This window comes from Klebsiella sp. C283 (genome assembly GCF_048822555.1).
GTDB classification, from domain to species: Bacteria; Pseudomonadota; Gammaproteobacteria; order Enterobacterales; family Enterobacteriaceae; genus Klebsiella; species Klebsiella quasipneumoniae.
Map to the genome: position 1 here is coordinate 126964 of NZ_JBMEZS010000004.1, position 22089 is coordinate 149052.

The window sequence follows — 22089 nt, forward strand, 5'->3', positions numbered from 1 at the left end:
TGCTCGAAAGCAGGCTTTTTTAAATTTGGCTCCTCTGACTGGACTCGAACCAGTGACATACGGATTAACAGTCCGCCGTTCTACCGACTGAACTACAGAGGAATCGTGTGAACGGGGCGCATATTAACGATGACGCCGGACGCTGTAAAGCCTGTTTTTAATAAAATGAATCGTTTGCCGAATTATTCCTCACTTTGCGCAAAAAATGGCGTTTATCCGGCAAACGGATCAGGTATCCGGCGTTGAGGCCTTCACCCGCGGGTACTTCCACAGCCAGCGGCCGCTCACCATTCGGAAGTAAAACAGCGCGCCGCGCACTGCCCAGTCGAGCACCATCCCTAACCAGACGCCGATCACGCCCATCCCCAGCACGATACCCAGCGTATAGCCCGCCACCACCCGGCAGCCCCACATGCCGAGCATCGACACCCACATGGTATAGCGTACGTCACGGGCGCCTTTGAAGGCGCAGGGTAAAGTCCACGACAGCGACCAGATCGGCATAAACAGGGCGTTGAGCCACAGCAGCTGCTTCACCACCTCTTTTACGTCTTCTTCATGGGTATAGAACGAGGCGATAAAGCCCGCGAACGGGGCGCTGCCCCAGGCAATCAGCGTCAGAATAATGGTCGACAGCCAGAACACATGCCAGGCCTGGAATTCCGCCTGGCCAATCTGCCCTTTCCCCAGCCGCTTGCCGGTAATGATCGTCGAGGCGGAGCCGAGGGCGTTGCCCGGCAGGTTAATCAGCGAGGCCACCGAAAAAGCAATGAAATTGCCGGCGATAACGTTGGTGCCCATCCCGGCGACAAACATCTGGGTCAGCAGCTTACCGCCATTGAACAGAACCGATTCGATACTGGCCGGGATGCCGATCCCCATCACCTCCCAGATAATGGCGAAGTTAAAGGGTTTGAAGTAGCCCTTCAGCGACAGCCGCAGCGCGGGATTGAGGCCCACCATCAGCACCCAGATAGTGGCGATGGCGCCAATATAGCGGGCAATGGTCAGCCCGAGACCGGCGCCGACAAAGCCCAGCCCCGGCCAGGAGAAGAGGCCATAGATGAGCACGCTGCTGATTAGGATATTGAGGATGTTCATCCCGCCGTTGATCAACAGCGGGATTTTGGTGGTCCCGGCGCCGCGCAGCGCCCCGCTGCCGATCAGCGCAATCGCCGCCGCCGGATAGCTCAGCACCGTCAGCTCGAGATAGGTCAGCGCCAGGTCCTTCACCTGCGGGGTGGCATCGCCGGCGACAAAATTAATAACCTCCTGACCAAAAGTGTGGATCACTCCCGCCAGCACAATGGAAAACAGAGTCATAATGGCCAGCGACTGGCGCGCGGCCGCTCTCGCCCGCCGCCGATCTCGCTTGCCGAGGCTAAAAGCCACCACCACCGTGGTACCCAGATCGATAGCGGCAAAAAACGACATGATCACCATGTTAAAGCTATCGGCCAGGCCCACCCCGGCCATGGCCTCTTTGCCCAGCCAGCTGACAAGGAAGGTGCTCAACACCCCCATCAACAGCACACAGGCATTTTCCAGCAGAATGGGCACAGCGAGAGGGCTGATTTCGCGCCAGTACAGCACACGATAACGCTGACGTTTTTTAAACCAGGATGTCCGTTCGACGGCCTGGCGTACGGCGGAGGTGACGTTCAAGAGAGACCTTAGTGAGAGATGTTGAAACAACATTTCAAATGATGATCGAGAAATGGATATCCTGCAAAGTATTTTTCCGTAATCATTGTCGGAAATGACAACAAATTGTTGATGGAAGCGGCAGTTGCACCTGAACGGGCGAATTGATGTTTGACAAAAGATTTTTCGCCGCTAAGATACGACTCCACACGATTCCTCTGTAGTTCAGTCGGTAGAACGGCGGACTGTTAATCCGTATGTCACTGGTTCGAGTCCAGTCAGAGGAGCCAAATTTAAAAAGCCTGCTTTCGAGCAGGCTTTTTGCTTTCTTGCGTCTCTGGCGTTAACTCAGAATCGCACCCAGTCTGGCAAGCACCTCATTGACAACGGCGTCAGGAATGCGTTCCGGGCCGCCATAGCGCTAGTGCTGGGCTGGCCGCAACGAATAACGTCTGTTGTTCTGGTCCCCGCCTCTTCCAGTGAAACCGTGAAACCTGCTGTACAGGCAAAATTTCCGCCGCTGATGACTTGAACCACGACCGGTAGCCGGGTCAGCTTGTTAAACGATGCCTCCAGCAACCAGAACCCGCCGAGACTCACTGCGCCTTTCCCTGCCGCCGCCCTACGCCCCAGGTATCCTCCGTGAACGCGCCTCCGCTCAGCCTGAAAAAGCGCCTGGCGGTAGGATGATTTTGCTGACGCTTGCGGGTGAGATAGCGTGGATAAATCACTCTGTCCCATGTCTTTTAAGGAGGCGCCATGAACCTCAGACAACAGCAGCAGCAGGCGTTCGATCGCAGCGGAGAACCTCTTATCGTCGGCGACGTCAATCACTGTCCGCTGCCGCCGGAGACCCTCGCCGCGCTGGCTGCGGATTCACCCTATGTGGTGCAGGTATACGGTTCGGGGCTGACCGGCGAGGTTTACCGGCTGCGCATCGCCGGCAAGGAGTACAATTTAAAGAAACGACGCGCCGTCGCCGGCGTTGCCAACCTTAACGGACAGTTGTCGTTTTTAAACGAGGTACAGCGCCGGCAGGCGCTGCAACGGCTGAAGGATGACCCAAATACCGCGCCGCGCTTCACCCACATCGTCCCGACGCTGTATGCCGATTATCGCCTCGGCATCCTCCTCTCCCCCTGGATCGATGGCGAGCCGATTCACCAGCTGACCCCGCCGCTGATCGCTCAGCTGTTCACCACGCTGGAAGCCTGTGAGGAGCAGGGGCTGATGGAGTGGGATCTCTGTAGCGGGAACCTGCTGGTGGACCGTGAGGAGCAGCTGTGGCTGTTCGATTTTGGCTATATGTATCCCTTCGACCCGCTGAGAGAATTCAACAGCAACGGTCTGGCCGATCCCCTGTTTCACTTTGTCGAGCGCTTTGAGACCCGCTTCTTTTTTAGCTGGCTGATGACCCGGGTGCCCGATGCCGAACAGCAGCTGGCGCAGTATCGCGAGATGAAGCGGCTGGCGGTCGAAAGCTACCGGCGCAAGCTGGTGTGGCTTCGCGCCCGGCGGGCATCTCCGCAGGTGCAGGCTCATTTTCAGCAGATAACGGCGCGCTGGGAGACGGCGCTGGCGGACCCTGCCGCGCTGAGCCGGTTGTTTGCCCTGGAGGCCTTCCGCTCCCATGTGCTGGATATTGAAGACGACCTGCATGGCCAGTCCTGCACCTTGCTCACCCTGCAACGTATCGACTGGGTGATAGGCCAGCTGGAACAGCATTATCACTTTATCGCCGATCAGGGCGGCCTGTTTTATGACAACGCGGGGAAATCGCAGCAGGCGCTGCTCGGTGACTATGCGCAGAAGCGGCAGCAGGCGCAGGAGTACCTGCTGAATGCCGCCGCCGCAAAGGATTAACGACGCTCGCGCCCCTGTTTCTGCTTCGCCTGATACATCAGGCGGTCGGCAGTGGCCACCAGCGCGTTGAGACTGGGGTGGCTGGCGGGATCGTACTCCACGCAGCCCCAGGAGAAGGCCAGCTGCCAGGGGTGAGCCGCCTGCTGGTTGAAACGCGCTACGTTGTGGCTGAGCGTCTCCATCGCCGCCGCGGCATCGTGGCGGCTGGTATTGGCGAACAGAATAATAAACTCATCGCCCCCCTGCCTGGCGAGGATATCGGATTCACGGAAGGCGGCTTTCATCAAATCGGCGATGGAGATCAGCGCGCGATCGCCCTCTTCATGCCCCCAGGTATCGTTGATGTGCTTAAAGCGATCGAGGTCGACAAATGCCAGGCTGACCGGCTCATGACGGCGCTGGGCCGTCAGCAGGGCATACTCGGCCAGGGTGAGGAATCCCCGGCGGTTAAACAGTCCCGTCAGCTCATCAGAGGTTGCTGCATCCAGCACCTTGAACTCATCCTCCACGATCGCCGCCAGATCGCTTAAGATCTGCATTTCATGCGCGGAAAACGAACGCGGCTGATGATCCATCAGACAAAATGACCCCACCGTCGCGCCATCCGGCAGCTGCACCGGGTACCCGGCGTAAAAGCGGATAAACGGCGCCTGGATCACCAGCGGGTTGTCGTGAAAACGCTCGTCCTGCTGCATGTCGTTAACGATAAGCGGGTCGGTTTGCAAAATGGTATGGGCGCAAAATGAAATGTCTCTCGGCACCGTGTCCACATCCAGACCGGCACAGGATTTGATATGCAGCAGATCTTCCCCTACCAGGCTGATGGACGCCACCGGCAGGTTATACAGCGAACGGGCAAGCCTGGTCAGGCGATCAAAGCGTTCTTCTTTTCCGCTATTCAACAGCCCGGAAGAGCGAAGCGATTGCAGGCGACGCTGCTCGTCGGGATGAAGTCCGGCTAATTTCATTGTCTCTCTCTTGTCTCTTGCGCAGAATTCCACCGGGCTTCCCGCGGGAAACCCGGCGTTTTATCCTGCCAGGGGGAAAATAGTCGTCAGGTATCCCATGAGTTAAGCAGATTTCCCCTGCTCGTCAACCGGCGCGCCCCGGCGACGGGCGGCCGGGGCGCTGGCGGAAGGCCATTGCGGCATTCCGCCCGGCGAAAGGGAAGATCAGGCGCGGATAAACGCCAGCAGATCGGCGTTGATGGTATCGGCGTGGGAAGTGTGCATCCCGTGCGGGAAGCCAGGGTAAACGATCAGCTGGCTGTTGGGCAGCAGCTGGTCCTGCAGGATAGCGGCATTTTTATAGGGAACCACCTGATCGTCATCGCCCTGCATGACCAGCACCGGCAGCGTAATCGACTTAAGATCTTCGGTCTGGTCTGTTTCTGAAAACGCCTTAATGCCCTCATAATGGGCTTTGGCGCTGCCGATCATCCCCTGTCGCCACCAGTTCTGGATCGTCCCCTGCGACACCTCCGCTCCTTCACGATTAAAGCCATAGAACGGGCCAGAGGCGACGTCGAGATAGAACTGGGCGCGGTTAGCCGCCAGCGCTTTGCGGAAACCGTCAAACACCTCGATCGGCGTGCCGCCAGGATTCTGTTCGGTTTTGACCATCAGCGGCGGAACGGCGCTGATGAGCACCGCCTTCGCCACCCGCCCCTGCGGCTGGCCGTAGCGGGCCACGTAGCGGGCGACCTGGCCGCCGCCGGTGGAGTGCCCGACGTGGACCGCATTGTGCAGATCCAGATGCTCCACTACCGCCGAGACGTCTGCCGCATAATGGTCCATATCATGCCCCTCGCTGACCTGATCGGAGCGGCCATGGCCCCGGCGGTCGATGGCGATGACCCGAAAGCCTTCGGCAAGGAAAAACAACATCTGGTTATCCCAGTCGTCGGCGCTTAACGGCCAGCCGTGATGAAAAACAATCGGCTGAGCTTCCTTTGGACCCCAGTCTTTGAAGTAAATATTGACGCCGTCTTGGGTGGTGACAAATGCCATGTTACAGACTCCTCTTTCAGGATAACCAGCCTGCAGGCCCGTGCCTAGACTGAATGCCGACGGCGGCCGGCGGAGATGCCAGCCGCGCAGGAATGTGATGCCAGTAACAGTGTAGAAGAAATTTATCACCCCGCCGGACGACTTATCCCGTTTCGCTTGAACGGCTCGCCTGAACCCGGCAAGCGGCGGCTACTACGCCGCACTCTCCTGCTGGCGGATCCGCACAATCAGCGCGCCGAGCAGCGCCCAGTCCAGCAGCACGGCTAAGGCAAAGTTCACGCCGCCGCGTCCTGCCCCGGCGGTGTGCCAGGTCAGCAGCGCCGGCCAGGCCTGGCCGCCATACCAGGCCACCAGCGCCAGCAGCCAGCCGGCCGCCGACACCAGGAAGGCCCAGCGCGTCGCCGTCAGGGGCGCCCGATAGAGCCAGGGCTGCGCGCGCGCGAATCCCCATCCGGCGCCGAAGGCCGCGATCAGGAGCGCCAGCAGACCCAGCGTGCCGCTCGCCCCGATAACGGGGGCCATGATAAACAGCAAGGCCCCGGCGGCGAAGACCACGCTGAGGGCGATGGCGCGACCGCGCGGGTCGATGGTTCCCGCCGCGTCCGCGGCGGCATGATGGTGTAAAACGTGCATATTCAGCTCCTGACACATTAAACGGCATGAAAATAACTCATGTCATCGTCTTTACATGCCCGTAGCCTATCGCCACTATACAGGGACACACAAACGCATAGTTTTCAGCCATAGATGAGAAAAACTCAGCCATGAGCCCCCCCCGCCTGCCGCCGCTGGGCGCCCTGCGCGCCTTTCACGCCGTCGCCCGCCAGCGTAGTTTTAAACTGGCCGCCGGGGCGCTCGGCGTCAGCGCGACGGCGGTCAGCCATCAGATTAAACTGCTGGAATCGGTCCTGGAGTGCCGGGTCTGCGAACGCAGCGCGCAGGGCGTCAGCCTGACCGCCGATGGCGAGATCCTCTACGCCGCCACCCAGCGCGCCTTCAGCGCCCTGGAGCAGGCCGTCGTCCAGATAGCCCAGGCCCGCCAGCCGCCATCCTTAACCGTCACCACCACCTCCAATTTTCTCACCCACTGGCTGGTGCCACGGCTGGCGGACTTCACCGCCCGCTTTCCGGCTATCGACCTGCGTCTGCATACCAGCGTCGAACGGGTGGATCTGCATCTGGGCACGGTGGACGCCGCGATTCGCTATCGCGAAACGCCCGAACCGGATCTGTGCTGTACCCTGCTGCATGAGGATCGCTTTATCGTGGTCGCCAGCCCGACGCTGGCCCTCAGCCGGCCTGACGATCTGGCGCAGGTGACGCTGTTTCACGTCGCCAACCGGCACGTACCGGCCGATTCGCCGAGCTGGGAGAACTGGCGTCGCCGCTATGGACCGCCGACGCTGAATATTGACGCGGGGTTAACCTTTAGCGATGAAACCCATGCCCTGCAGGCGGCGGTGGCCGGCCAGGGGGCGGTGATCGCCAGCGAACTGCTGGCGCGGGATCTGCTGCAGCGCGGGGTGTTATCCGCGCCATTCAGCGGCGCATTGCCGGGCGCCAGCTACTATCTGGTCACCACCGAAGCGGCAGCGCAGCGGGCGGATATTATCGCGCTGCGGGAGTGGCTGGTGGGTCAGATGGCCCAGGGCGACAGCGGCCAGCCGGCAGCGGGATAGCGGCCTTACCAGCCGCAAACGTTGGTCTCTTCGTCGGACTCATAGCCGCGGACGATATTGATCAGCTCCTTCACCGCATCGGCCGCGGTAAGCGGGTCGCGCAGCGCCGCCAGCGAGGAAAAGCTTTTATCGACCGAGACGCCGTTATTGTTGTTGGTGACCGTCAGCACAAACTCCCCCTCTAAATTGTCGTCCGGCAGAGCGCTCAGCAGCCCATTAACGGCCTCTACCGCCTGCTGAGGAATATACAAGACCATCGGTTTGAGGAATATTTTTTCTTGTTTCCGCTGAAGCCGGCCATTCTCTACCGCTAAGGTATAACCTTTATTTTCACTGTTCATAATTTTATCCCTCGATGAGAATTTTCGGATCAACATAGAAGTCGACATTAAATACCGTGTCCTCCGCGAGGGCCTCAATGCAGTGCCATTTTTCCGGCGGAAAAACGCCAAACTGGCCGGCTTCAATGGTCAGCGTTTCAACCGGTTCGGGGCTGGTTTCATCGGCATAGCCGAGATAGCGGATCGCCCCCTGCATCACCGACAGCCGGGGATAGACCCCCTGGCGGGTGCCAGCGTCCAGATGGCGGCGCCAGATAGAGGCCGGAGCGGTCTCCTTAGTCCACAGCGGCGTGCTGCGGGTATGAACGTAATGGGTGGGAATAATAATTCGCTGCATGATTGCGCCTCACTTTACCGTCGCAAAGGATACGGTCAGAAATAGCCTATATGATGCATATCATATACCTCTTTCAAAGGTGAAGGATATTATTTTCCTGGCGAATTTTATCTCTACTCCTTTTTATACCCCTCTGGGATTAGCGCTAAGGGAAAATAAAAAAGGCGATTTCAGCTTGCTGAAATCGCCCGGAATAATATCTTTAAGGGCCTTCATATTTCATTTAGCGCAGCGGACTCGGTTTGCCGATTAAATAGCCCTGCACCAGGTCGCAGCCCAGCGCCTGCAGCGAGGCCAACTGCTCTTCGGTCTCCACACCTTCAGCCACAATGCGCATATGCAGGCTCTTTCCCATGCTGATAATCAGGCGCACGATATCCAGATCGTCTTTTTGCTCCGGAATATTGATAACAAACGAGCGGTCGATTTTGATTTTATCGAACGGGAAGTAGCTTAAACGCGACAACGAAGAATAGCCGGTACCAAAGTCATCGATGGAGATTTGAATGCCCTGCTCGCGCAGCTGGCTGAGAATTTCCAGCGAACGGGTGTTCTCATTGAACACATCCGACTCGGTGATCTCCAGATCCAGCCGTCGCGGGTCGAGGCCAGTCTGCTGCAATACGCTGATAATGGTGTCAGTCAGCGAGGTGTTCATCAGCTGAATCGGTGAAACGTTGACCGAGACCTTGAGCGGCGTCGCCCAGCTGGCCGCTTCGGCACAGGCGGTTTTCAGCACCCACTCGCCGAGGGCATTGATAAGGCCGATTTTCTCTGCCACCGGGATAAACACCGTCGGCGGCACGGCGCCGCGCACCGGATGGAACCAGCGAACCAGCGCTTCATAACCGTAGATTTCGCGCGTAACGGTATCGGCGATCGGCTGGTAGTAGACTTTGAATTCGTCATGGGCCAGGGCCTGCAGCAGATCGTCTTCAAACGATTTATTCTCCTGCAGACGCTGCAGCATTCCCGGCCGGAAGATTTGCACATGGCCGCTGCCCTCTTTTTTCGCCTCATACAGGGCGAGGTCGGCGCACTTGTACAGATAATCGGTCCGGCTTTCGCCATCAGAGATCACGATCCCGATGCAGGCGTCGATATTAATCTGCGCATCGTAGATCTGATAGGGCTGGCTGATCTTCTCCCGGATAACATTGGCCCGCTCGAGCGCCATCTCTTCGGTCAGATCGTAAGAGAGCATCGCGAACTCATCGCCGCCGAGACGATACAGCGTCTCAGAGGTTTTACGGAAAAAAGAGAGGCGGCTGGCCAGATCCTGCAGCAGCTTATCGCCGGCGTCATGCCCGAGGGTATCGTTTACATCCTTAAAGCTGTCGAGGTCGAAAAGCATCACCACGGCGCAGCCATTATAGGGGCGCACCTGATTGACGATCTCCTGCAGACGCTGCCAGAAAGAGAGACGGTTGGGCATACCGGTCAGCGAATCATGGTAGGCATCGTACTGCAGTCGACGGTTCTGCACCTGCAGCTTCTCTTTCGAGGCCTGCAGATCGTTGGCCAGGGTTTTCATACGAACGTGGGCGCGCCGCAGGTTATTATTCTGCCGCAGCATCAGCAGGCCGAGGGAAATACACATGGCGATCAGCAGAATGGAGATCACCGAGTAGATATAATAGAGATGCTGAATTTTATCATGGGTGATATTAACGATATTAATATCTTGCGTCAGCGTGGCGGCCGCCATTGAGGTCAGGGGACCATCCAGTTCGCTTAACACCGGCAGGATCGCTTTAACCTGCGCCGGTGTCATGGTATCAACTTGTTTATCAAGCAAATGGAGATTGCGGATCAGCGTGGCGACCACCGCCTTCCGCTGTTCGCTTTTATTAATAAAGCGACCCAGATCGCCCTCCTGCAGGAGTTCGATCTGGCTCATCATGATCTCGAGGCGCAGGCGCACCTCATCGTGGTCCGCCCCTTCGGCCCCAATCGCCATTCCCGCCAGACGAGACTCCAGTCGCATATATTCCGATACCATCTGCGACATTGACCACGAGTCCGTATAGCGGGTAAATTTTTGCAACTCACTTTGTCGCTCATGCACCAGATAAGTAATATATCCAGTCACAATAAACAACGACAAAATAATAGCCGTGAGTATTCGATTCAAGATCCGACCCTTACTCTATTATAATCTTAGAAACTTGCCAGGCCGATCGGGAATAATAGATCTGGTTCTGTAATTCAGCGCTGCTGTCGTAAGGGTAGACGATAAATAACGGGCCTTTATCCCGAACGCGCATATATTGGCCGTTCATTTTTAACGCCATAATGACCGGGAATTTATAAAAATCGTCCATCGGGATAATGGTGGTGTAGTCGTTGAGCGCCAGCACGCGGACGGATTGACCTTTAGCGCCGACTAAATCCATGAGTTTATTAAGGGGAATGCCGTCAAAACGGACCTTGCCGGTGTACCAGGGGGTGGTGGTTTCCACCGTCTTCATGCCCAGCTTTTCCAGCATCGCGAGATCAAAAACCGCCTTGTCACCGACGTTCGTATTTCCGATTTTGCCGGAAATGGTCAGTACAGGTTTTCCTGTCGGCGCAGGCAGTTTTTCAGCATAAGCAGAAGGCAACATGACAGAACAAAATAAAACTGCAAGAAGTAGACGCATTTAACTCACCATTCCAGAGAAGGAGACATGTTAAGTGTAAACCATTTACGTCAATTCTTAAAAGGTGCTCCTCTTTGTTATCCGTTGATTTAATTAAAAGTATAAGCTTGCTGGCAAATTGCCAGAATGTTTAGTAAAGGGTGTGATTTCGCCCGCCTTTCCGGTCGCTTATTTTTGCAACAGCTCGCCGCTTAGCAGGCAAACTACTTTCCTCCACGGCCGCTGCGCGGTAGTCTCAGTGCAGACGCTACGCGAAAAGCGTCTCATTCCAATAACAACGAATTACGTGACTGACAGGACAGGGTATGGATTCAACAATAAGCGTGCAGCCCGGTGAGGCGCCGGATTCGCTGCATCGGGCCCGGCGGGCGGCATGGGGCAGCTTTGCCGGCGCCGTGGTCGACTGGTACGATTTTCTTCTCTATGGCATTACCGCCGCGCTGGTGTTCAACCGCGAATTTTTCCCGCAAATCAGCCCGGCGATGGGCACCCTTGCCGCGTTTGCTACCTTCGGCGTCGGGTTTCTTTTCCGCCCGCTGGGCGGGATTATCTTTGGCCACTTCGGCGACCGTCTCGGGCGCAAGCGGATGCTGATGATGACCGTCTGGATGATGGGTATCGCCACCGCCTGCATCGGCCTGCTCCCCTCATTCAGCCAGATCGGCTGGTGGGCGCCGGTGCTGCTGGTGTTCCTGCGGGCGGTTCAGGGCTTTGCCGTCGGCGGCGAATGGGGCGGCGCGGCGCTGCTCTCGGTGGAGAACGCGCCGAAGGGAAAAAAAGCCTTTTACAGCAGCGGGGTGCAGGTGGGCTACGGCGTCGGCCTGCTGCTCTCCACCGGGCTGGTATCGCTGATCAGCAGCCTGACCACCGACGAGCAGTTCCTCAGCTGGGGCTGGCGCTTACCCTTCCTGTTCAGCGTGGCGCTGGTTCTGATTGCGCTGTGGATCCGTAACGGTATGGCCGAATCGCAGGAGTTTGAAGCCCAGCAGAGCCAGGCCAACGCGCCGCAGGTGAAAAAGCGACTGCCGGTGGTGGAAGCCCTGCTTCGCCATCCCGGGGCGTTTTTACTGATTATTGCCCTGCGGTTGTGCGAACTGCTGACCATGTACATCGTCACCGCCTTCGCCCTCAACTACTCGACGCAAAACCTCGGCCTGCCGCGCGAGCTGTTCCTCAACATCGGCCTGCTGGTGGGCGGCCTCAGCTGTCTGACTATCCCCTGCTTCGCCTGGCTGGCAGACCGCTTTGGCCGTCGGCGGATCTATATTACCGGGGCGCTGATCGGCACGCTGAGCGGTTTTCCGTTCTTTATGGCGCTGGAGAGTCAATCCGTTTTCTGGATCCTGTTCTTCGCCCTGATGCTGGCCAATATCGCCCATGATATGGTGGTCTGCGTCCAGCAGCCGATGTTTACCGAGCTGTTCGGCGCCAGCTATCGCTATAGCGGCGCCGGCGTCGGCTACCAGGTGGCGAGCGTGGTCGGCGGCGGCTTTACGCCCTTTATCGCCGCGGCGCTGGTCACCTTCTCCGGGGGCTCCTGGCACAGCGTGGCCCTCTATCTGACCGCGGGTTGCCTGCTGTCAGCGCTCACCGCGCTGCTGATGAAAAAGCATACTGTCGACTGACCAGCCTTCGGAGGGCGCGACCCGCGCCCTCCGGTAAGGAGAACGCATGTCTCTGTTGCCCCTGGCCGACTGCTGGCCACGCCGCTTTACCCCCGCCTCGCTGGCGCTGCAGTTTTGCGAGGACCCCACCCAGGCGGAACAACCGCTGTTTGCCAAAGCCGGCGCCGGCGAGGCCGTCGCCCAGCTCTGGCAGGCGCCGCAGGGATTCGTGGTGCCGGGGAGCTATCGTCAGTTTGCGGACCTGCCGGCGGTCAGCGCGCGTTTTGCCGCGCGGGGCTGGCCGGTATGGCTCCGCCGCTCCGGGGGCGGTCTGGTGCCCCAGGGGCCGGGGATTATCAACCTCAGCCTCGCCTGGCCGGTGCAGCAGCCGCTCGGCGAGGCCGCCGAACCCATCTATCACTCCCTGTGCGCTGTGCTGCAGCGCACCTTCGCGCGCTTCGGCGTTGCCAGCCACGCCCGGGCGGTGAGCGGTTCCTTTTGCGATGGCCGGTATAACCTCGCCTGCGGGGAGGGAGAGGAGGCGCGCAAGATTGTCGGTACCGCCCAGTACTGGCGGCCGCAGACGGCGAGCGGCGGCCATGTGGTGCTGGCCCATGCGGTGATCCTTATTGACGCCGACCTTAGCGCTGCGCATCAGGCGGCGAACGCCTTCGAAGCGCAGCTCGGTAGCGGGCGGGTCTACCGCGCCGACAAAACCGTCACCCTGGCGCAGTTGCTTCCCGGCGAGCGCCATCTGCTCCCCCGCTTCAGCGAGGCGCTGGCCCGGGAGCTGGACGCGGCTCGCTGAAGGTCGCTTTCAGGTAGCGGCTAAAGGTCTCCACCGCGCGCGACACCCGCGGAGTATAGGGCCGGATGACGTACAGCCGATCGGCGAACACCTCCACCGGCTGCCACGCCGGCAGCAGCTCCTGCACCAGCCCGCGGCCGATAGCCTCCCGGGCGCTAAAATCCGGCAGCAGCGCCACCCCCAACCCCGCCAGCACCGCATCGCGCAGCGACTCGCTGTTGTTGGTGGCGAACGGCCCCTGCACGTTGATGGTCACCCGCTCATCGGGCGTCTGGCGGGAGGCGAACGTCCACTGCGGGCGCTGGGGCCCACGGGGATAGGTCAGGCACTGGTGTTGACGCAGATCGTCAGGCGTCTCCGGGCGGCCATGGCGGCGAATATAGTCGGCGGATGCGACGATCAGCGTGGCCGTGTGGCACAGCGGCCAGGCGACGTGGGTGTCCGGGAGCGCCTCGCGCCGACAGTGGCGGATGGCGAGGTCGAACCCTTCGCTGCCGAGAGAGACCAGCCGGTCGGTCACCTCCAGCTGCAGATGCAGCTGGGGATGCTGGTGCAAAAACGGTGCGATCGCCGGCACCAGCTGCTGACGGGAAAAGGCCACCGGCGCGGTCAGGCGCAACGTCCCCCGCAGCGGTCCGCCCTCATCGCAGGCGCCGGTGAAAATATCCCGCAGCTGGCCAAACGGCTCACTGAGCTCCGCCACCAGCCGTAGCCCGTCGTCGCTGAGGCTGACGCTGCGGGTGGTGCGATGGACCAGCGTTTTACCGGTCACCCGCTCCAGCTCGCTGATTTTCTGGCTGATGGCCGACTTGCTGATCCCCAGCTTTTCCGCGGCCCGGGTATAGCTTTTCTGCTCTTCCAGCACCGTCAGCCAGTAAAGATGGGCCCAGTAACTCTCCGGACGACTCTCGCTCATATTGATTGTTCACCAGTAAAAACAATGTATTCAACTATAGCGGTTTTTGCCCGCGACGGCATCGGCTAGCATCCATATCAGACAGCGATTATTCCCTAACGATAAGGACCACCTGCATGCCATTACTGACATTTGACCTGATTGAAGGCCGTACGGAACAGGAGATCAGAACCTTGCTGGATGCCGCTCATCGCGCCGTGCTGCGCGCCTTCGAGGTACCGGAACGCGACCGCTACCAGATTGTTCACGAAAACAAAGCCCACCATATGGTGATTGAAGACACCGGCCTCGGACTGACCCGCACGCGGGATCAGGTGGTGGTGCGGGTCTATACCAGCCCGCGCAGCGACGCGCAGAAGCAGCGTTTCTTCGCCATTCTGCAGGAGGAGTTGGCGGAGCACTGCGGCCTGAGCGGCGATGATGTGATGGTGTCGATTATCAGCAACCAGAAAGGCGACTGGAGTTTTGGCCGCGGGGTCGCGCAGTATCTTACCGGCGATCTCTAAGCCGCGGCCGGGAGGGCGCTGTCAGCGGCGGCCTGCCGCCGCGATGCGCTGGCGCGCCTGCTGTTCGATATTTTCCAGCAGTTCCTGGACATCGTCTTCGTCAATGTCGAGGAACTGGCCTTCCAGCAGGGCGGCGTGAATATCTTCCCGGGTAACCGAAATGCCCAGCGGCACCGCACGGGATTTGACCTCCTCCGCCGCCAGCGGATGGGGGTAGCGGCGGCCAACCAGATTGTTAAACACGATGGCCAGCAGCGCCAGCATCAGCGAGTTGAGCAGCACCGGCGTCAGCACAAAGTGATAGCCTTCGCTGTGTACCCCGGCGCCGCCGAGGATCGCCGTCAGGGCCACCGCGCCGCCGGGAGGATGCAGGCAGCGCAGAAAATACATCCCGGCGATGGCCAGCGCCGCCGCCAGCCCGCAGGCCAGCGCCGGGTCGGGCACCAGAATCCCCACCGTGACGCCGATCAGCGCCGACAGCACATTACCGCCGACAATCGACCACGGCTGCGCCAGCGGACTGCTCGGCACGCCAAACAGGAGTACCGCCGATGCGCCCATGGGGGCAATAAACCACAGGTTGACTTCGCCGAGCAGCCAGTGGCTGAACATGCTGGTCACCGCCAGCCCGGTGCCGGCGCCGATGGAGCCCAGCACAATATGCCGACGAGCCACCGGCAGCGCGTGCGGCTTCAGCCGCCCAAGGAAAATCCGCAGCCGTGAAAACAGGCCTGCGGGAATGACACTCAACATCGCTTTATCGCTCAGATCATAGGAGTTACTTATATTTTATTTTCTTTTTTTAACCTTACATTAACAACCCTGTATTTAGCAGGGGATCGCGCGGGCGGCGATTTCCGGGCGGCGCAGGGCTGTGAATTCTCGCCCGGGCTGATAGAATCCCTTTTCTGTCAGGGGGATACCCCTTTTGCGAACTGAAGGTCATAACCCAGTGAATAATAAAATCTCTTTAGCGAAAGAAGTGGCATGGGCCAGCCAGAATATGCCGCGTACCCTGCGTCAGGTCGCCGCCCTGCCCGACCTCAGCGGCGTCCGCCTTGCCTGCTGTATGCACCTCGACATGAAAATGATCCCGCTGGTGCAGGGGATCCTCGACAAGGGTGCTCAGGTCTTTTTAACCACCTGTAACCCCACCACCGTACAGGACGACGTGGTGGCCTGGCTGGTGGAGCGCGGCGCCGAGGCCTGCGCCTGGCGCAATATGAGCGATGCCGACTGGCAACAGTCATGGGAAAAAGCGATCGCCTGGCAGCCCACTCACCTGTGCGAAATGGGGGCCGATATCACCACCCTCCTCCATCAGCGCGGCGAGTTCGGCAACATCGTGGCGGGTCTGGAAGCCACCGGCTCCGGCGTCAATCGGCTGGGGGATATTCAGCCCGGCTATCCGATCTTTAACTGGGACGATCTGCCGGTCAAAGAGGGGCTACATAACCGCCATATGGTCGGACTCACCGCCTGGCACACCTTCTTCCAGACCACTCATCTCACCCTGCATGAGAAAAAAGTGCTGGTGATCGGCTACGGCCTGGTTGGCCAGGGCGTCGCGGCGGCGGCAAAAGCCTTTGGCGGCCAGGTGATGGTGGCGGAGATCGATCCTGCCCGTCGGCTGCAGGCGGCCTATGACGGCTGGCACGTGGTCGATCTCCAGGAGGCTATCGCCTCGGCGGACGTGGTAGCCACCGCGACAGGCGGTAAAAACGTGGTTAATCGCCAGGCGCTGGACCGGGCGAAAGCGGGCGTGTTTATCCTTAACGTCGGCCACGTGGCGGAAGAGATCGACGGCGAGTACCTGCGCCAGTACCCTCAGGAAGAGGTGATGCCGTATATCAACGCCTACCGCATGGCTGACAAAACCGTCTACCTGATGGCCAATGGCTCGATGCTCAACCTGACCGCCGGCTTCGGCGACAGCCTTAACGCCTTTGACGTCACCCTGGCGGTGATGGCCAGCGGTATCGGCCATATTGTCAGCGACGGTATGCGCGCCCCGGCGCAGGTTTACCTACTGCCGCAGGCGGTCTGGCAGCAGGCGCTGTAAACGCAGCGCATCGTCCCCCTATAGTGGAGACGATGCGCTTTTTCATCAGGACGCTGGCGCGCTGTCGGGCAGCACAATGTTGCTCTGCGCCAGGGTCCCCATCTGGTGGTACATCGCGCTGGCGGCATCCAGCAGGTGCATGGCCAGCGCCGCGCCGCTGCCCTCCCCCAGGCGCATGTCCATATCGAGATACGGGCGCAGACCCAGCGCGTCGAGGGCGATCCGCGCCCCTTTCTCCGCCGACAGGTGCGAAGGGATAAGATACGGGTGCGCCGCCGGGGCCATGCGGCAGGCCGCCAGAGCCGAAGCGTAGGAGAGGAAGCCATCCAGCACCACCGGCAGGCCGCAGGAGGCCGCCCCGAGGATCACCCCGGTCATACCCACCAGATCAAAACCGCCCACCTTAGCCAGCACGTCCAGCCCGTCCGCCGGGTTCGGCTGGTTATGAGCGATCGCCTGGCGCACCACCGCCACCTTATGGCCCCGCTGCGCCAGCGGCAGATTGGCCCCGCAGCCCACCACCGCGTCGGGGTCGCTGCCGGTCAGGACGCTGATCGTCGCAGCGGCCGGGGTGGTATTGGCCATCCCCAGCTCCCCCACGCCAAAGACTTTCACCCCGTCGGCGGCGAGCTGGCGGGCGAAACGCATGCTGGCCAGCAGCACCGTCTCCGCCTGCTGACGGCTCATCGCCGCCGTCCGGGCGATATTCCCGCTACCGCGGGCCACCTTGAGGTTGATCAGGCCCGGCAGCGGCTCGGCGTCGATGCCGACATCCACCACCTCCACTCTCACGCCGGCCTGCGCCGCCAGCACGCAGACGCCGGTGTTGCCCCGCACCATATTGCCGGCATGAATGGCCGTCACCGCCTGCGGGGAAGGGGTCACGCCTTCATGCCAGACGCCGTGGTCGGCGCACATGACCACGATGGCTTTTTCAGTCAGCGCCAGCTGCCCCTGCAGCCCCGGCAGACCGGCCAGCTGTACCGCCAGGCTCTCCAGACGGCCAAGGCTGCCGGGCGGCTTTAACAGGCCATCAATATGCTGCTGCGCGCGCGCCATGCCCGTCACATCGGGCTGCGGAATGGCAGCCAGTAACGCCGAAAGTGTTTCCATTCTGTTCCTCACCGTTGATGCCAGGCCTTACAGTAGCGCCAGTAAAAAGAGTAATTCACCCAGCTCGATCGCCGCTCCGAGGGTATCCCCGGTCTGCCCGCCGAGGGTTCGCTTCAGCGCCCACCCCAGACCCCAGATCAGCACCAGGGCGATCAGCGCGGCGCGCAGCCCATGCAGCCCCAGCAGGGCGGTGGCCAGCGCGATCGCCAGCGCCATCGTCACCAGCGTCTGCTGCAGGCTAATTTTGCCAATAAACAGATTGCCCAGCCCTTTTTCCCGCGCATAGCGATGGCGATACATCAGCAGCACCGCCATTCCGCGACCGACGGCGCAGGCCGCCGCCAGCGCCGCGATGGGGTTGACATCGCGCAGCAGCAGTTCGCCGACCACCAGCACCTTCGCCACCAGCACAAAAATCAGCGCCAGCCCGCCGTGGGTACCCAGCCGGCTGTCGCGCATGATCTCCAGCATTCGATCGCGGGTGCGGGCGGAGAAGATGCCGTCGCAGGTATCGGCCAGCCCGTCAAGGTGAAATCCGCCGGTGAGCAGCGCCAGCGCCAGCGCGCCGAACAGCGCCGCCAGCGGGACGCCGCACCACGGCTGCAGGAGGTACACCACCGCGCCGGCGATGGCGCCGAGCAATAAACCGACCAGCGGGAAGGTGACGATACTGCGCTGGTACTGTTCGATCTCCAGGCCCTGAGATAACCGCGCCGGGACCGGCAGACGGCTGATAAACGAGAGTGCGGCAAAGAATGACTTAATCACGTGGGGTTGACTCCTGTCGGCGAAAGCAGCGGAAGAGATTCTGTCGCGCCCGGTCAGCACCTGAGTATGTCTTCTGGCGAATCGATCGTCGGAGAGGTGAGAGGTGTTGAGATATCGCCCTGACGCCGCTGCGTCAGATGCCCGGCCAGGATGAGAGAAACCTTTCCGATATCAATACGTTTTCGCGGGGCAGTATAGCAAAGAGTCGGTGGAAAGAGGCAGTTGCCGGCACAAAGTTTTCGCAGAAAAAGAGACGGGAGGTGGTAGTGCAGAACAGCCCGGCGACGCTGACCGCCGCCGGACAGCTGGGATTAGCCTTCGACTTTGGCTTCACCCATCACTTTCAGTTTTTTAGAGATGTCGCGGCGCTCTTTGGACAGCTCGGCATTCTTGATGATGTAGTCATCAACGCGGTCTTCGTAATCGCTCTTCATGCTGGCGATGATGCCCTGGATGGCTTCCACGCTCATGCCCGGTTTGATGTAGTCGCTGAGGTTGTCCAGCAGCAGAACGCGCTTCTGGTTATCACGGATCTTTTTCTCAACGTCCTGAATTTCACGCTGCAGTTTGTTCTTACGACGGTACAGACGAACAAACTCCAGTACGTCCTGGAAAGAAGGCTTAGTTGTTTCCATTTTTACACCCCTAATAATTGAGATTCGGATTCGTAAAGCGACTGCGTTATAGGGCTAACATAACTGCTAGCAGTCGCTGATGACAATGTTTTTTCCTTTGCGTTTATCATAACCCTAAACGCTGCTGAATCGAAACAACCCATGCAGTTACCCGGTGCATCTGGTGCTTATTTGCGCAACGCGCGGCAGATCAGATGCGACAGCAGCTCCAGCTGGCGCGCCAGTTCAATAGAGAGCCAAACATAGCCATGGATCGGGGTTTCCGCCAGGCTATCGTCACCCTGCTCTTTCATCAGCTGGCGCAGTTCGAGGACGATCTCATTCAGCTTTTCATTATTGGCGCGCACAGGCTGAGGGTTCCCTTCGTACAGCGCGTGGGCGATGGCCAACAGCGTCTGCTGGGTCATCTGCTGCGTCTCCCGCAGGGTGTGCGCATTGAGCATGACGAAGTGGCCCGGACGGGTTGCCCACCAGGCGTTGATCTGCAGCTCCAGCATGCACACGAGGTTGCGGCTGACGGTCTGGATAGCCTCGAAGATCGCCTTCTGGATGTGCGTCTCTTTGCTGGCGGGGGTGATCAGCCCGCGCATTTTGACGACGTCGTTGAGCGCCTGTTGGAGATGCTTTTCCAGCCGCGGCCGATCCACCAGATTTGGCGAGAAGCCGGCCTGGTAGAGGCGGTTGAAGTTGGTGACATAGCTGGCCATCTGGATGCGCCAGTGGATAAACGCCCGCTGTGGCCAGATACCGGTAAACAGCATCGCCAGCAGCGAGCCGAAGATCACGTCGCCGCTTCGCCACAGCGCGGTATGCATATCGCCCGGCGGCGCCCCGACCACCACCGACAGGGTGATGCCGATCAGCAGCGCCTGATAGGGTTTCTTGCCCAGCGCCAGCCAGCCGCAGAGGAACATCGCCGCCGCGCACCAGAGGACCATCAGCGGCAGGGAGATAAGCTCAAGCTTCAGCGCCACCAGCCCCAGCGCCGAGCCGAGGATCGTGCCGCCGATGCGCTGAAACGCCCGCGGCACGACGTTGCCCCAGAAGGAGATCGGCCCCATTACCACCACCAGGGTGATGAGAGGCCAGGTCCCTTCAGGCACGTTCAGCAGCCGCACCAGCAAAAAGGTGAGCACAAAGGCCAGCGCAATCCGCACACCATGCACCACCCGATAATGGCGATACAAGCGGATCTCAAATGGCTTGAGTGATTTATCAGCGCGCACAACCCTCTCCGGCAAAACGAAAAGGCCAATTGTAACTGCTTTTTCGCCCGGAGCGTGCCGGGAATGTAAAAATCCTTGTCCGGAACAGGGGTAAATCGCTACGACGCGACGCGGGCGACGGGAACATACATGTCGATTTCCCAGTAGCCGTCGTGGTTGCCGTCGTTAAGATAGACCTCAAAGCAGGGCTGAGGGGCGATGCGATACGCCGTGCTCTGCAGCAGGCTGTCGAAAAACTGCCTCCACGGGGTGGCGAAGTCGTGATCCACCACCCGCGCGCGGGCGCAGGCGTAATCCCCGCCGGCAATCGCCGTTATGATCACCCCTTCGCTGTTGGCGGGAATGACGTAATCCTCGTCAACCGCGACCACGGTGGCGCAGCGCAGTTTTTCCGCCGGCACGTCCTCCGGGTTATCGTAGTAGACGGCAAGCCACTCGCGGGCGGGCACCTGCTGGCCTTCAACCCACATCATCAGTTGCTCAAACCCCTGCCTGACGGTTTGATCCCAGGGCCCGACCAGATGGAAACCGGCAATGGTTTTCTTGCCGAGGGGGGTGACGCTGTAGTTCATCTTGCCTCCTTTGGAGATAAATGACTGTATGAATATACAGTTAATTTAACAGGAGATCCCTCCTCAGTATGTGCGCGAATTCACAGAGTCGCCATTGCGGCTGATGAAAAAAACGGCGATGTTGTCCCCGCGTCTGCCGGGCGGCAGGCGAAAAAAAACCGCCTGCAAAGAGGCGGTTGGCGTGGTTACAGCTCGTGGTGCAGGTAATCGCTCATTCGCGAGAACACCCCGCCTTTATTAATGCTTTCGAGGGTGACCAACGGATAGTGGCCCACGACCTTGTCGCCGTCATACAGCGAAATCTCGCCGACCCGCTGGTTGGCGGCGATCGGCGCCTCAAGGTCCTTCTTATCCAGCACATATTTCGCTTTAATGCGCGACACTTCCGCCTTCGGCAGCGCTAACCAGAAATCCTGATCGGTGCCGAGCTTAATCTGCTCTTTATCGCCGTACCAGATGCGCTCGCTGCCGACCTTCTGCCCCTTCTGCAGCACCTGCACGGTGTCGAAGTTTTGCTGCCCCCAGTGCAGCAGTTTCGCGGCCTGCTGCTCGCGGCCTTTCGGGCTGTCGGCCCCCATCACCACGGCGATCAACCGACGCTGGCCATCCACCGCCGAGGCGATCAGGTTAAACCCGGCGCCCGACGTGTGGCCGGTTTTCAGGCCATCGACGTTCAGGGTTTTATCCCACAGCAGACCGTTACGGTTTTGCTGGGTAATGCCGTTCCACGTCAGGCTTTTCTGGCTGTACATGTGGTAGACGTCAGGCTCGCCATGGATAATCGCCCGCGACAGCACCGCCAGGTCATAGGCCGAACTGTGCTGGCCCGGGGCATCGAGGCCGTGGACGGTTTCGAAATGGGTATCCTGCAGATGCAGTTTTTCGACATACTGATTCATCAGGGCGACAAACTGCGGCTGACCGCCGGCGACATAGTCGGCCAGCGCGACGCAGGCGTCGTTGCCGGAGTCGACAATCAGCCCGCGGCTGAGGTCGCGGACGCTGACGCGATCCCCTGGCTTTAAGAACATCAGGGATGACCCGTCGAACACCGGGTTGCCCTTCGCCCAGGCGTCTTTCCCCACGGTGACGATATCGTCAAAGGTGATACGATGGCTGTCGATGGCGCGATCGACCACGTAGCCGGTCATTAATTTGGTCAGGCTGGCAGGATTGCGCTGCTGATGTTCGTTACCCGCGGTCAGTACCTGACCGGTGGTGTAATCCATCAGCACCCAGGAGCCAGCCTGAATGGAAGGCGGCGCGACCGTAGCAGGTAAGTCGACGGCAAATGCGCAGGAAACGCTCGAAGCGAGCAAAGATACAGCAATAAACAAACGGCCTTTCAACGGCATATCCTCTAG

The 22089-nt window shown here is 59.9% G+C and carries 23 protein-coding genes, 2 tRNA genes and 2 pseudogenes; 8 read left to right on the plus strand and 19 right to left on the minus strand.

Going from position 1 to position 22089, the window contains the following annotated elements; translation table 11 throughout:
* Positions 1-26 precede the first annotated feature (26 nt).
* From ACOI7Z_RS08895 to ACOI7Z_RS08905, 3 genes and pseudogenes are all read right to left on the minus strand, one after another.
* Positions 27-102: transfer RNA gene (locus ACOI7Z_RS08895), tRNA-Asn, on the minus strand.
* 126 nt (positions 103-228) lie between these two features.
* A complete protein-coding gene (locus tag ACOI7Z_RS08900) occupies positions 229-1665 on the minus strand; it encodes an EmmdR/YeeO family multidrug/toxin efflux MATE transporter (RefSeq protein WP_170927822.1) in 1437 nt (478 codons plus the stop codon).
* Positions 1666-1748: 83 nt separating this feature from the next.
* Positions 1749-1853: pseudogene (locus tag ACOI7Z_RS08905) on the minus strand (DUF5951 family protein); the annotation flags it as partial.
* Between the two features lie 5 nt (positions 1854-1858).
* Here ACOI7Z_RS08905 and ACOI7Z_RS08910 point away from each other — a divergent pair.
* Positions 1859-1934, plus strand: a tRNA-Asn gene (locus ACOI7Z_RS08910).
* A 53-nt stretch (positions 1935-1987) separates the two neighbouring features.
* Here the strand turns inward: ACOI7Z_RS08910 and ACOI7Z_RS08915 are convergent.
* Positions 1988-2217, minus strand: a pseudogene (locus ACOI7Z_RS08915) (type II toxin-antitoxin system PemK/MazF family toxin); the annotation flags it as partial.
* Between the two features lie 186 nt (positions 2218-2403).
* Between ACOI7Z_RS08915 and ACOI7Z_RS08920 the strand changes: the two are divergent.
* A complete protein-coding gene (locus ACOI7Z_RS08920) occupies positions 2404-3507 on the plus strand; it encodes an AarF/UbiB family protein (protein WP_065881029.1) in 1104 nt (367 codons plus the stop codon).
* Here ACOI7Z_RS08920 and ACOI7Z_RS08925 read toward each other — a convergent pair.
* The 3 genes from ACOI7Z_RS08925 to ACOI7Z_RS08935 all read right to left on the minus strand — a co-directional run bounded on the left by ACOI7Z_RS08925 (position 3504) and on the right by ACOI7Z_RS08935 (position 6149).
* On the minus strand, positions 3504-4475 hold the full coding sequence (locus tag ACOI7Z_RS08925) for a sensor domain-containing diguanylate cyclase (protein ID WP_087848914.1): 972 nt from the start codon (positions 4473-4475) through the stop codon (positions 3504-3506). The two genes, ACOI7Z_RS08920 and ACOI7Z_RS08925, sit on opposite strands and share 4 nt — an antisense overlap.
* 204 nt (positions 4476-4679) lie before the next feature.
* Positions 4680-5516 (minus strand): alpha/beta fold hydrolase, encoded by an 837-nt coding sequence (locus tag ACOI7Z_RS08930; protein ID WP_044524034.1) that lies wholly within the window; start codon positions 5514-5516, stop codon positions 4680-4682.
* A gap of 192 nt (positions 5517-5708) precedes the next feature.
* Complete coding sequence (locus tag ACOI7Z_RS08935) at positions 5709-6149, minus strand: hypothetical protein (RefSeq protein WP_087848915.1); 441 nt, start codon at positions 6147-6149, stop codon at positions 5709-5711.
* Between the two features lie 131 nt (positions 6150-6280).
* Here ACOI7Z_RS08935 and ACOI7Z_RS08940 point away from each other — a divergent pair, with 131 nt between their 5' ends.
* The gene (locus tag ACOI7Z_RS08940; RefSeq protein ID WP_087848916.1) at positions 6281-7195 is read left to right on the plus strand and encodes a LysR substrate-binding domain-containing protein; all 915 of its coding nucleotides are present in this window, start codon (positions 6281-6283) and stop codon (positions 7193-7195) included.
* A gap of 5 nt (positions 7196-7200) precedes the next feature.
* Here the strand turns inward: ACOI7Z_RS08940 and ACOI7Z_RS08945 are convergent, their stop codons facing one another.
* Both ACOI7Z_RS08945 and ACOI7Z_RS08950 read right to left on the minus strand, forming a co-directional pair.
* Positions 7201-7536, minus strand: coding sequence for a DUF1869 domain-containing protein (locus ACOI7Z_RS08945; RefSeq protein WP_023290321.1), 336 nt, complete (start codon positions 7534-7536; stop codon positions 7201-7203).
* A gap of 4 nt (positions 7537-7540) precedes the next feature.
* Positions 7541-7873, minus strand: a complete 333-nt coding sequence (locus ACOI7Z_RS08950; RefSeq protein ID WP_080901769.1) for a DUF1971 domain-containing protein — start codon at positions 7871-7873, stop codon at positions 7541-7543.
* On the opposite strand from ACOI7Z_RS08950, the gene ACOI7Z_RS08955 reads away from it, so the two are divergent.
* Positions 7872-8126, plus strand: a complete 255-nt coding sequence (locus tag ACOI7Z_RS08955; RefSeq protein ID WP_087824153.1) for a hypothetical protein — start codon at positions 7872-7874, stop codon at positions 8124-8126. The genes ACOI7Z_RS08950 and ACOI7Z_RS08955 overlap by 2 nt on opposite strands.
* On the opposite strand, the gene ACOI7Z_RS08960 is transcribed toward ACOI7Z_RS08955, so the two are convergent.
* Positions 8097-10007, minus strand: coding sequence for a putative bifunctional diguanylate cyclase/phosphodiesterase (locus tag ACOI7Z_RS08960; protein WP_032428929.1), 1911 nt, complete (start codon positions 10005-10007; stop codon positions 8097-8099). The two genes, ACOI7Z_RS08955 and ACOI7Z_RS08960, sit on opposite strands and share 30 nt — an antisense overlap.
* A gap of 10 nt (positions 10008-10017) precedes the next feature.
* Entirely contained in the window at positions 10018-10515 is a 498-nt protein-coding gene (locus tag ACOI7Z_RS08965; protein ID WP_032428930.1) for a molybdopterin-dependent oxidoreductase, read from the minus strand.
* A 305-nt stretch (positions 10516-10820) separates the two neighbouring features.
* Here ACOI7Z_RS08965 and shiA point away from each other — a divergent pair, with 305 nt between their 5' ends.
* Complete coding sequence (gene shiA / locus ACOI7Z_RS08970) at positions 10821-12140, plus strand: shikimate transporter (protein WP_023290324.1); 1320 nt, start codon at positions 10821-10823, stop codon at positions 12138-12140.
* 46 nt (positions 12141-12186) lie between these two features.
* Entirely contained in the window at positions 12187-12927 is a 741-nt protein-coding gene (locus tag ACOI7Z_RS08975; RefSeq protein ID WP_087848917.1) for a lipoyl protein ligase domain-containing protein, read from the plus strand.
* Here ACOI7Z_RS08975 and ACOI7Z_RS08980 read toward each other — a convergent pair.
* Positions 12887-13843, minus strand: a complete 957-nt coding sequence (locus tag ACOI7Z_RS08980) for a LysR family transcriptional regulator (RefSeq protein WP_048297844.1) — start codon at positions 13841-13843, stop codon at positions 12887-12889. The two genes, ACOI7Z_RS08975 and ACOI7Z_RS08980, sit on opposite strands and share 41 nt — an antisense overlap.
* Before the next feature lie 116 nt (positions 13844-13959).
* Between ACOI7Z_RS08980 and ACOI7Z_RS08985 the strand changes: the two genes are divergently transcribed.
* The gene (locus ACOI7Z_RS08985; protein ID WP_023290327.1) at positions 13960-14349 is read left to right on the plus strand and encodes a tautomerase family protein; all 390 of its coding nucleotides are present in this window, start codon (positions 13960-13962) and stop codon (positions 14347-14349) included.
* A 21-nt stretch (positions 14350-14370) separates the two neighbouring features.
* Here ACOI7Z_RS08985 and ACOI7Z_RS08990 read toward each other — a convergent pair whose 3' ends face one another.
* Positions 14371-15102 (minus strand): HPP family protein, encoded by a 732-nt coding sequence (locus tag ACOI7Z_RS08990; protein ID WP_065881018.1) that lies wholly within the window; start codon positions 15100-15102, stop codon positions 14371-14373.
* 199 nt (positions 15103-15301) lie between these two features.
* Between ACOI7Z_RS08990 and ACOI7Z_RS08995 the strand changes: the two genes are divergently transcribed.
* Complete coding sequence (locus ACOI7Z_RS08995) at positions 15302-16411, plus strand: adenosylhomocysteinase (RefSeq protein ID WP_004203536.1); 1110 nt, start codon at positions 15302-15304, stop codon at positions 16409-16411.
* A 45-nt stretch (positions 16412-16456) separates the two neighbouring features.
* Here the strand turns inward: ACOI7Z_RS08995 and cobT are convergent, their stop codons facing one another.
* The 6 genes from cobT to dacD form a co-directional block, all read right to left on the minus strand.
* Entirely contained in the window at positions 16457-17524 is a 1068-nt protein-coding gene (gene cobT / locus ACOI7Z_RS09000) for a nicotinate-nucleotide--dimethylbenzimidazole phosphoribosyltransferase (RefSeq protein ID WP_087848918.1), read from the minus strand.
* Between the two features lie 27 nt (positions 17525-17551).
* Entirely contained in the window at positions 17552-18292 is a 741-nt protein-coding gene (gene cobS / locus ACOI7Z_RS09005) for an adenosylcobinamide-GDP ribazoletransferase (RefSeq protein WP_050533842.1), read from the minus strand.
* Between the two features lie 311 nt (positions 18293-18603).
* The gene (locus tag ACOI7Z_RS09010) at positions 18604-18927 is read right to left on the minus strand and encodes a DUF496 family protein (protein WP_002911883.1); all 324 of its coding nucleotides are present in this window, start codon (positions 18925-18927) and stop codon (positions 18604-18606) included.
* A gap of 167 nt (positions 18928-19094) precedes the next feature.
* On the minus strand, positions 19095-20153 hold the full coding sequence (locus tag ACOI7Z_RS09015) for an FUSC family protein (RefSeq protein WP_004203544.1): 1059 nt from the start codon (positions 20151-20153) through the stop codon (positions 19095-19097).
* A 98-nt stretch (positions 20154-20251) separates the two neighbouring features.
* Entirely contained in the window at positions 20252-20725 is a 474-nt protein-coding gene (gene sbmC, locus ACOI7Z_RS09020) for a DNA gyrase inhibitor SbmC (protein ID WP_086076222.1), read from the minus strand.
* A 185-nt stretch (positions 20726-20910) separates the two neighbouring features.
* The gene (gene dacD, locus ACOI7Z_RS09025; protein ID WP_023290332.1) at positions 20911-22074 is read right to left on the minus strand and encodes a serine-type D-Ala-D-Ala carboxypeptidase DacD; all 1164 of its coding nucleotides are present in this window, start codon (positions 22072-22074) and stop codon (positions 20911-20913) included.
* Positions 22075-22089 lie beyond the last annotated feature (15 nt).

Coding starts and splice junctions, on each gene's coding strand:
- ACOI7Z_RS08920 (WP_065881029.1), top strand. CDS start 2,404: ATGAACCTCAGACAACAGCAGCAGCAGGCGTTCGATCGCAGCGGAGAA.
- ACOI7Z_RS08925 (WP_087848914.1), bottom strand. CDS start 4,475: ATGAAATTAGCCGGACTTCATCCCGACGAGCAGCGTCGCCTGCAATCG.
- ACOI7Z_RS08930 (WP_044524034.1), bottom strand. CDS start 5,516: ATGGCATTTGTCACCACCCAAGACGGCGTCAATATTTACTTCAAAGAC.
- ACOI7Z_RS08935 (WP_087848915.1), bottom strand. CDS start 6,149: ATGCACGTTTTACACCATCATGCCGCCGCGGACGCGGCGGGAACCATC.
- ACOI7Z_RS08940 (WP_087848916.1), top strand. CDS start 6,281: ATGAGCCCCCCCCGCCTGCCGCCGCTGGGCGCCCTGCGCGCCTTTCAC.
- ACOI7Z_RS08945 (WP_023290321.1), bottom strand. CDS start 7,536: ATGAACAGTGAAAATAAAGGTTATACCTTAGCGGTAGAGAATGGCCGG.
- ACOI7Z_RS08955 (WP_087824153.1), top strand. CDS start 7,872: ATGATTGCGCCTCACTTTACCGTCGCAAAGGATACGGTCAGAAATAGC.
- ACOI7Z_RS08950 (WP_080901769.1), bottom strand. CDS start 7,873: ATGCAGCGAATTATTATTCCCACCCATTACGTTCATACCCGCAGCACG.
- ACOI7Z_RS08965 (WP_032428930.1), bottom strand. CDS start 10,515: ATGCGTCTACTTCTTGCAGTTTTATTTTGTTCTGTCATGTTGCCTTCT.
- shiA (WP_023290324.1), top strand. CDS start 10,821: ATGGATTCAACAATAAGCGTGCAGCCCGGTGAGGCGCCGGATTCGCTG.
- ACOI7Z_RS08975 (WP_087848917.1), top strand. CDS start 12,187: ATGTCTCTGTTGCCCCTGGCCGACTGCTGGCCACGCCGCTTTACCCCC.
- ACOI7Z_RS08980 (WP_048297844.1), bottom strand. CDS start 13,843: ATGAGCGAGAGTCGTCCGGAGAGTTACTGGGCCCATCTTTACTGGCTG.
- ACOI7Z_RS08985 (WP_023290327.1), top strand. CDS start 13,960: ATGCCATTACTGACATTTGACCTGATTGAAGGCCGTACGGAACAGGAG.
- ACOI7Z_RS08990 (WP_065881018.1), bottom strand. CDS start 15,102: ATGTTGAGTGTCATTCCCGCAGGCCTGTTTTCACGGCTGCGGATTTTC.
- cobT (WP_087848918.1), bottom strand. CDS start 17,524: ATGGAAACACTTTCGGCGTTACTGGCTGCCATTCCGCAGCCCGATGTG.
- ACOI7Z_RS09010 (WP_002911883.1), bottom strand. CDS start 18,927: ATGGAAACAACTAAGCCTTCTTTCCAGGACGTACTGGAGTTTGTTCGT.
- sbmC (WP_086076222.1), bottom strand. CDS start 20,725: ATGAACTACAGCGTCACCCCCCTCGGCAAGAAAACCATTGCCGGTTTC.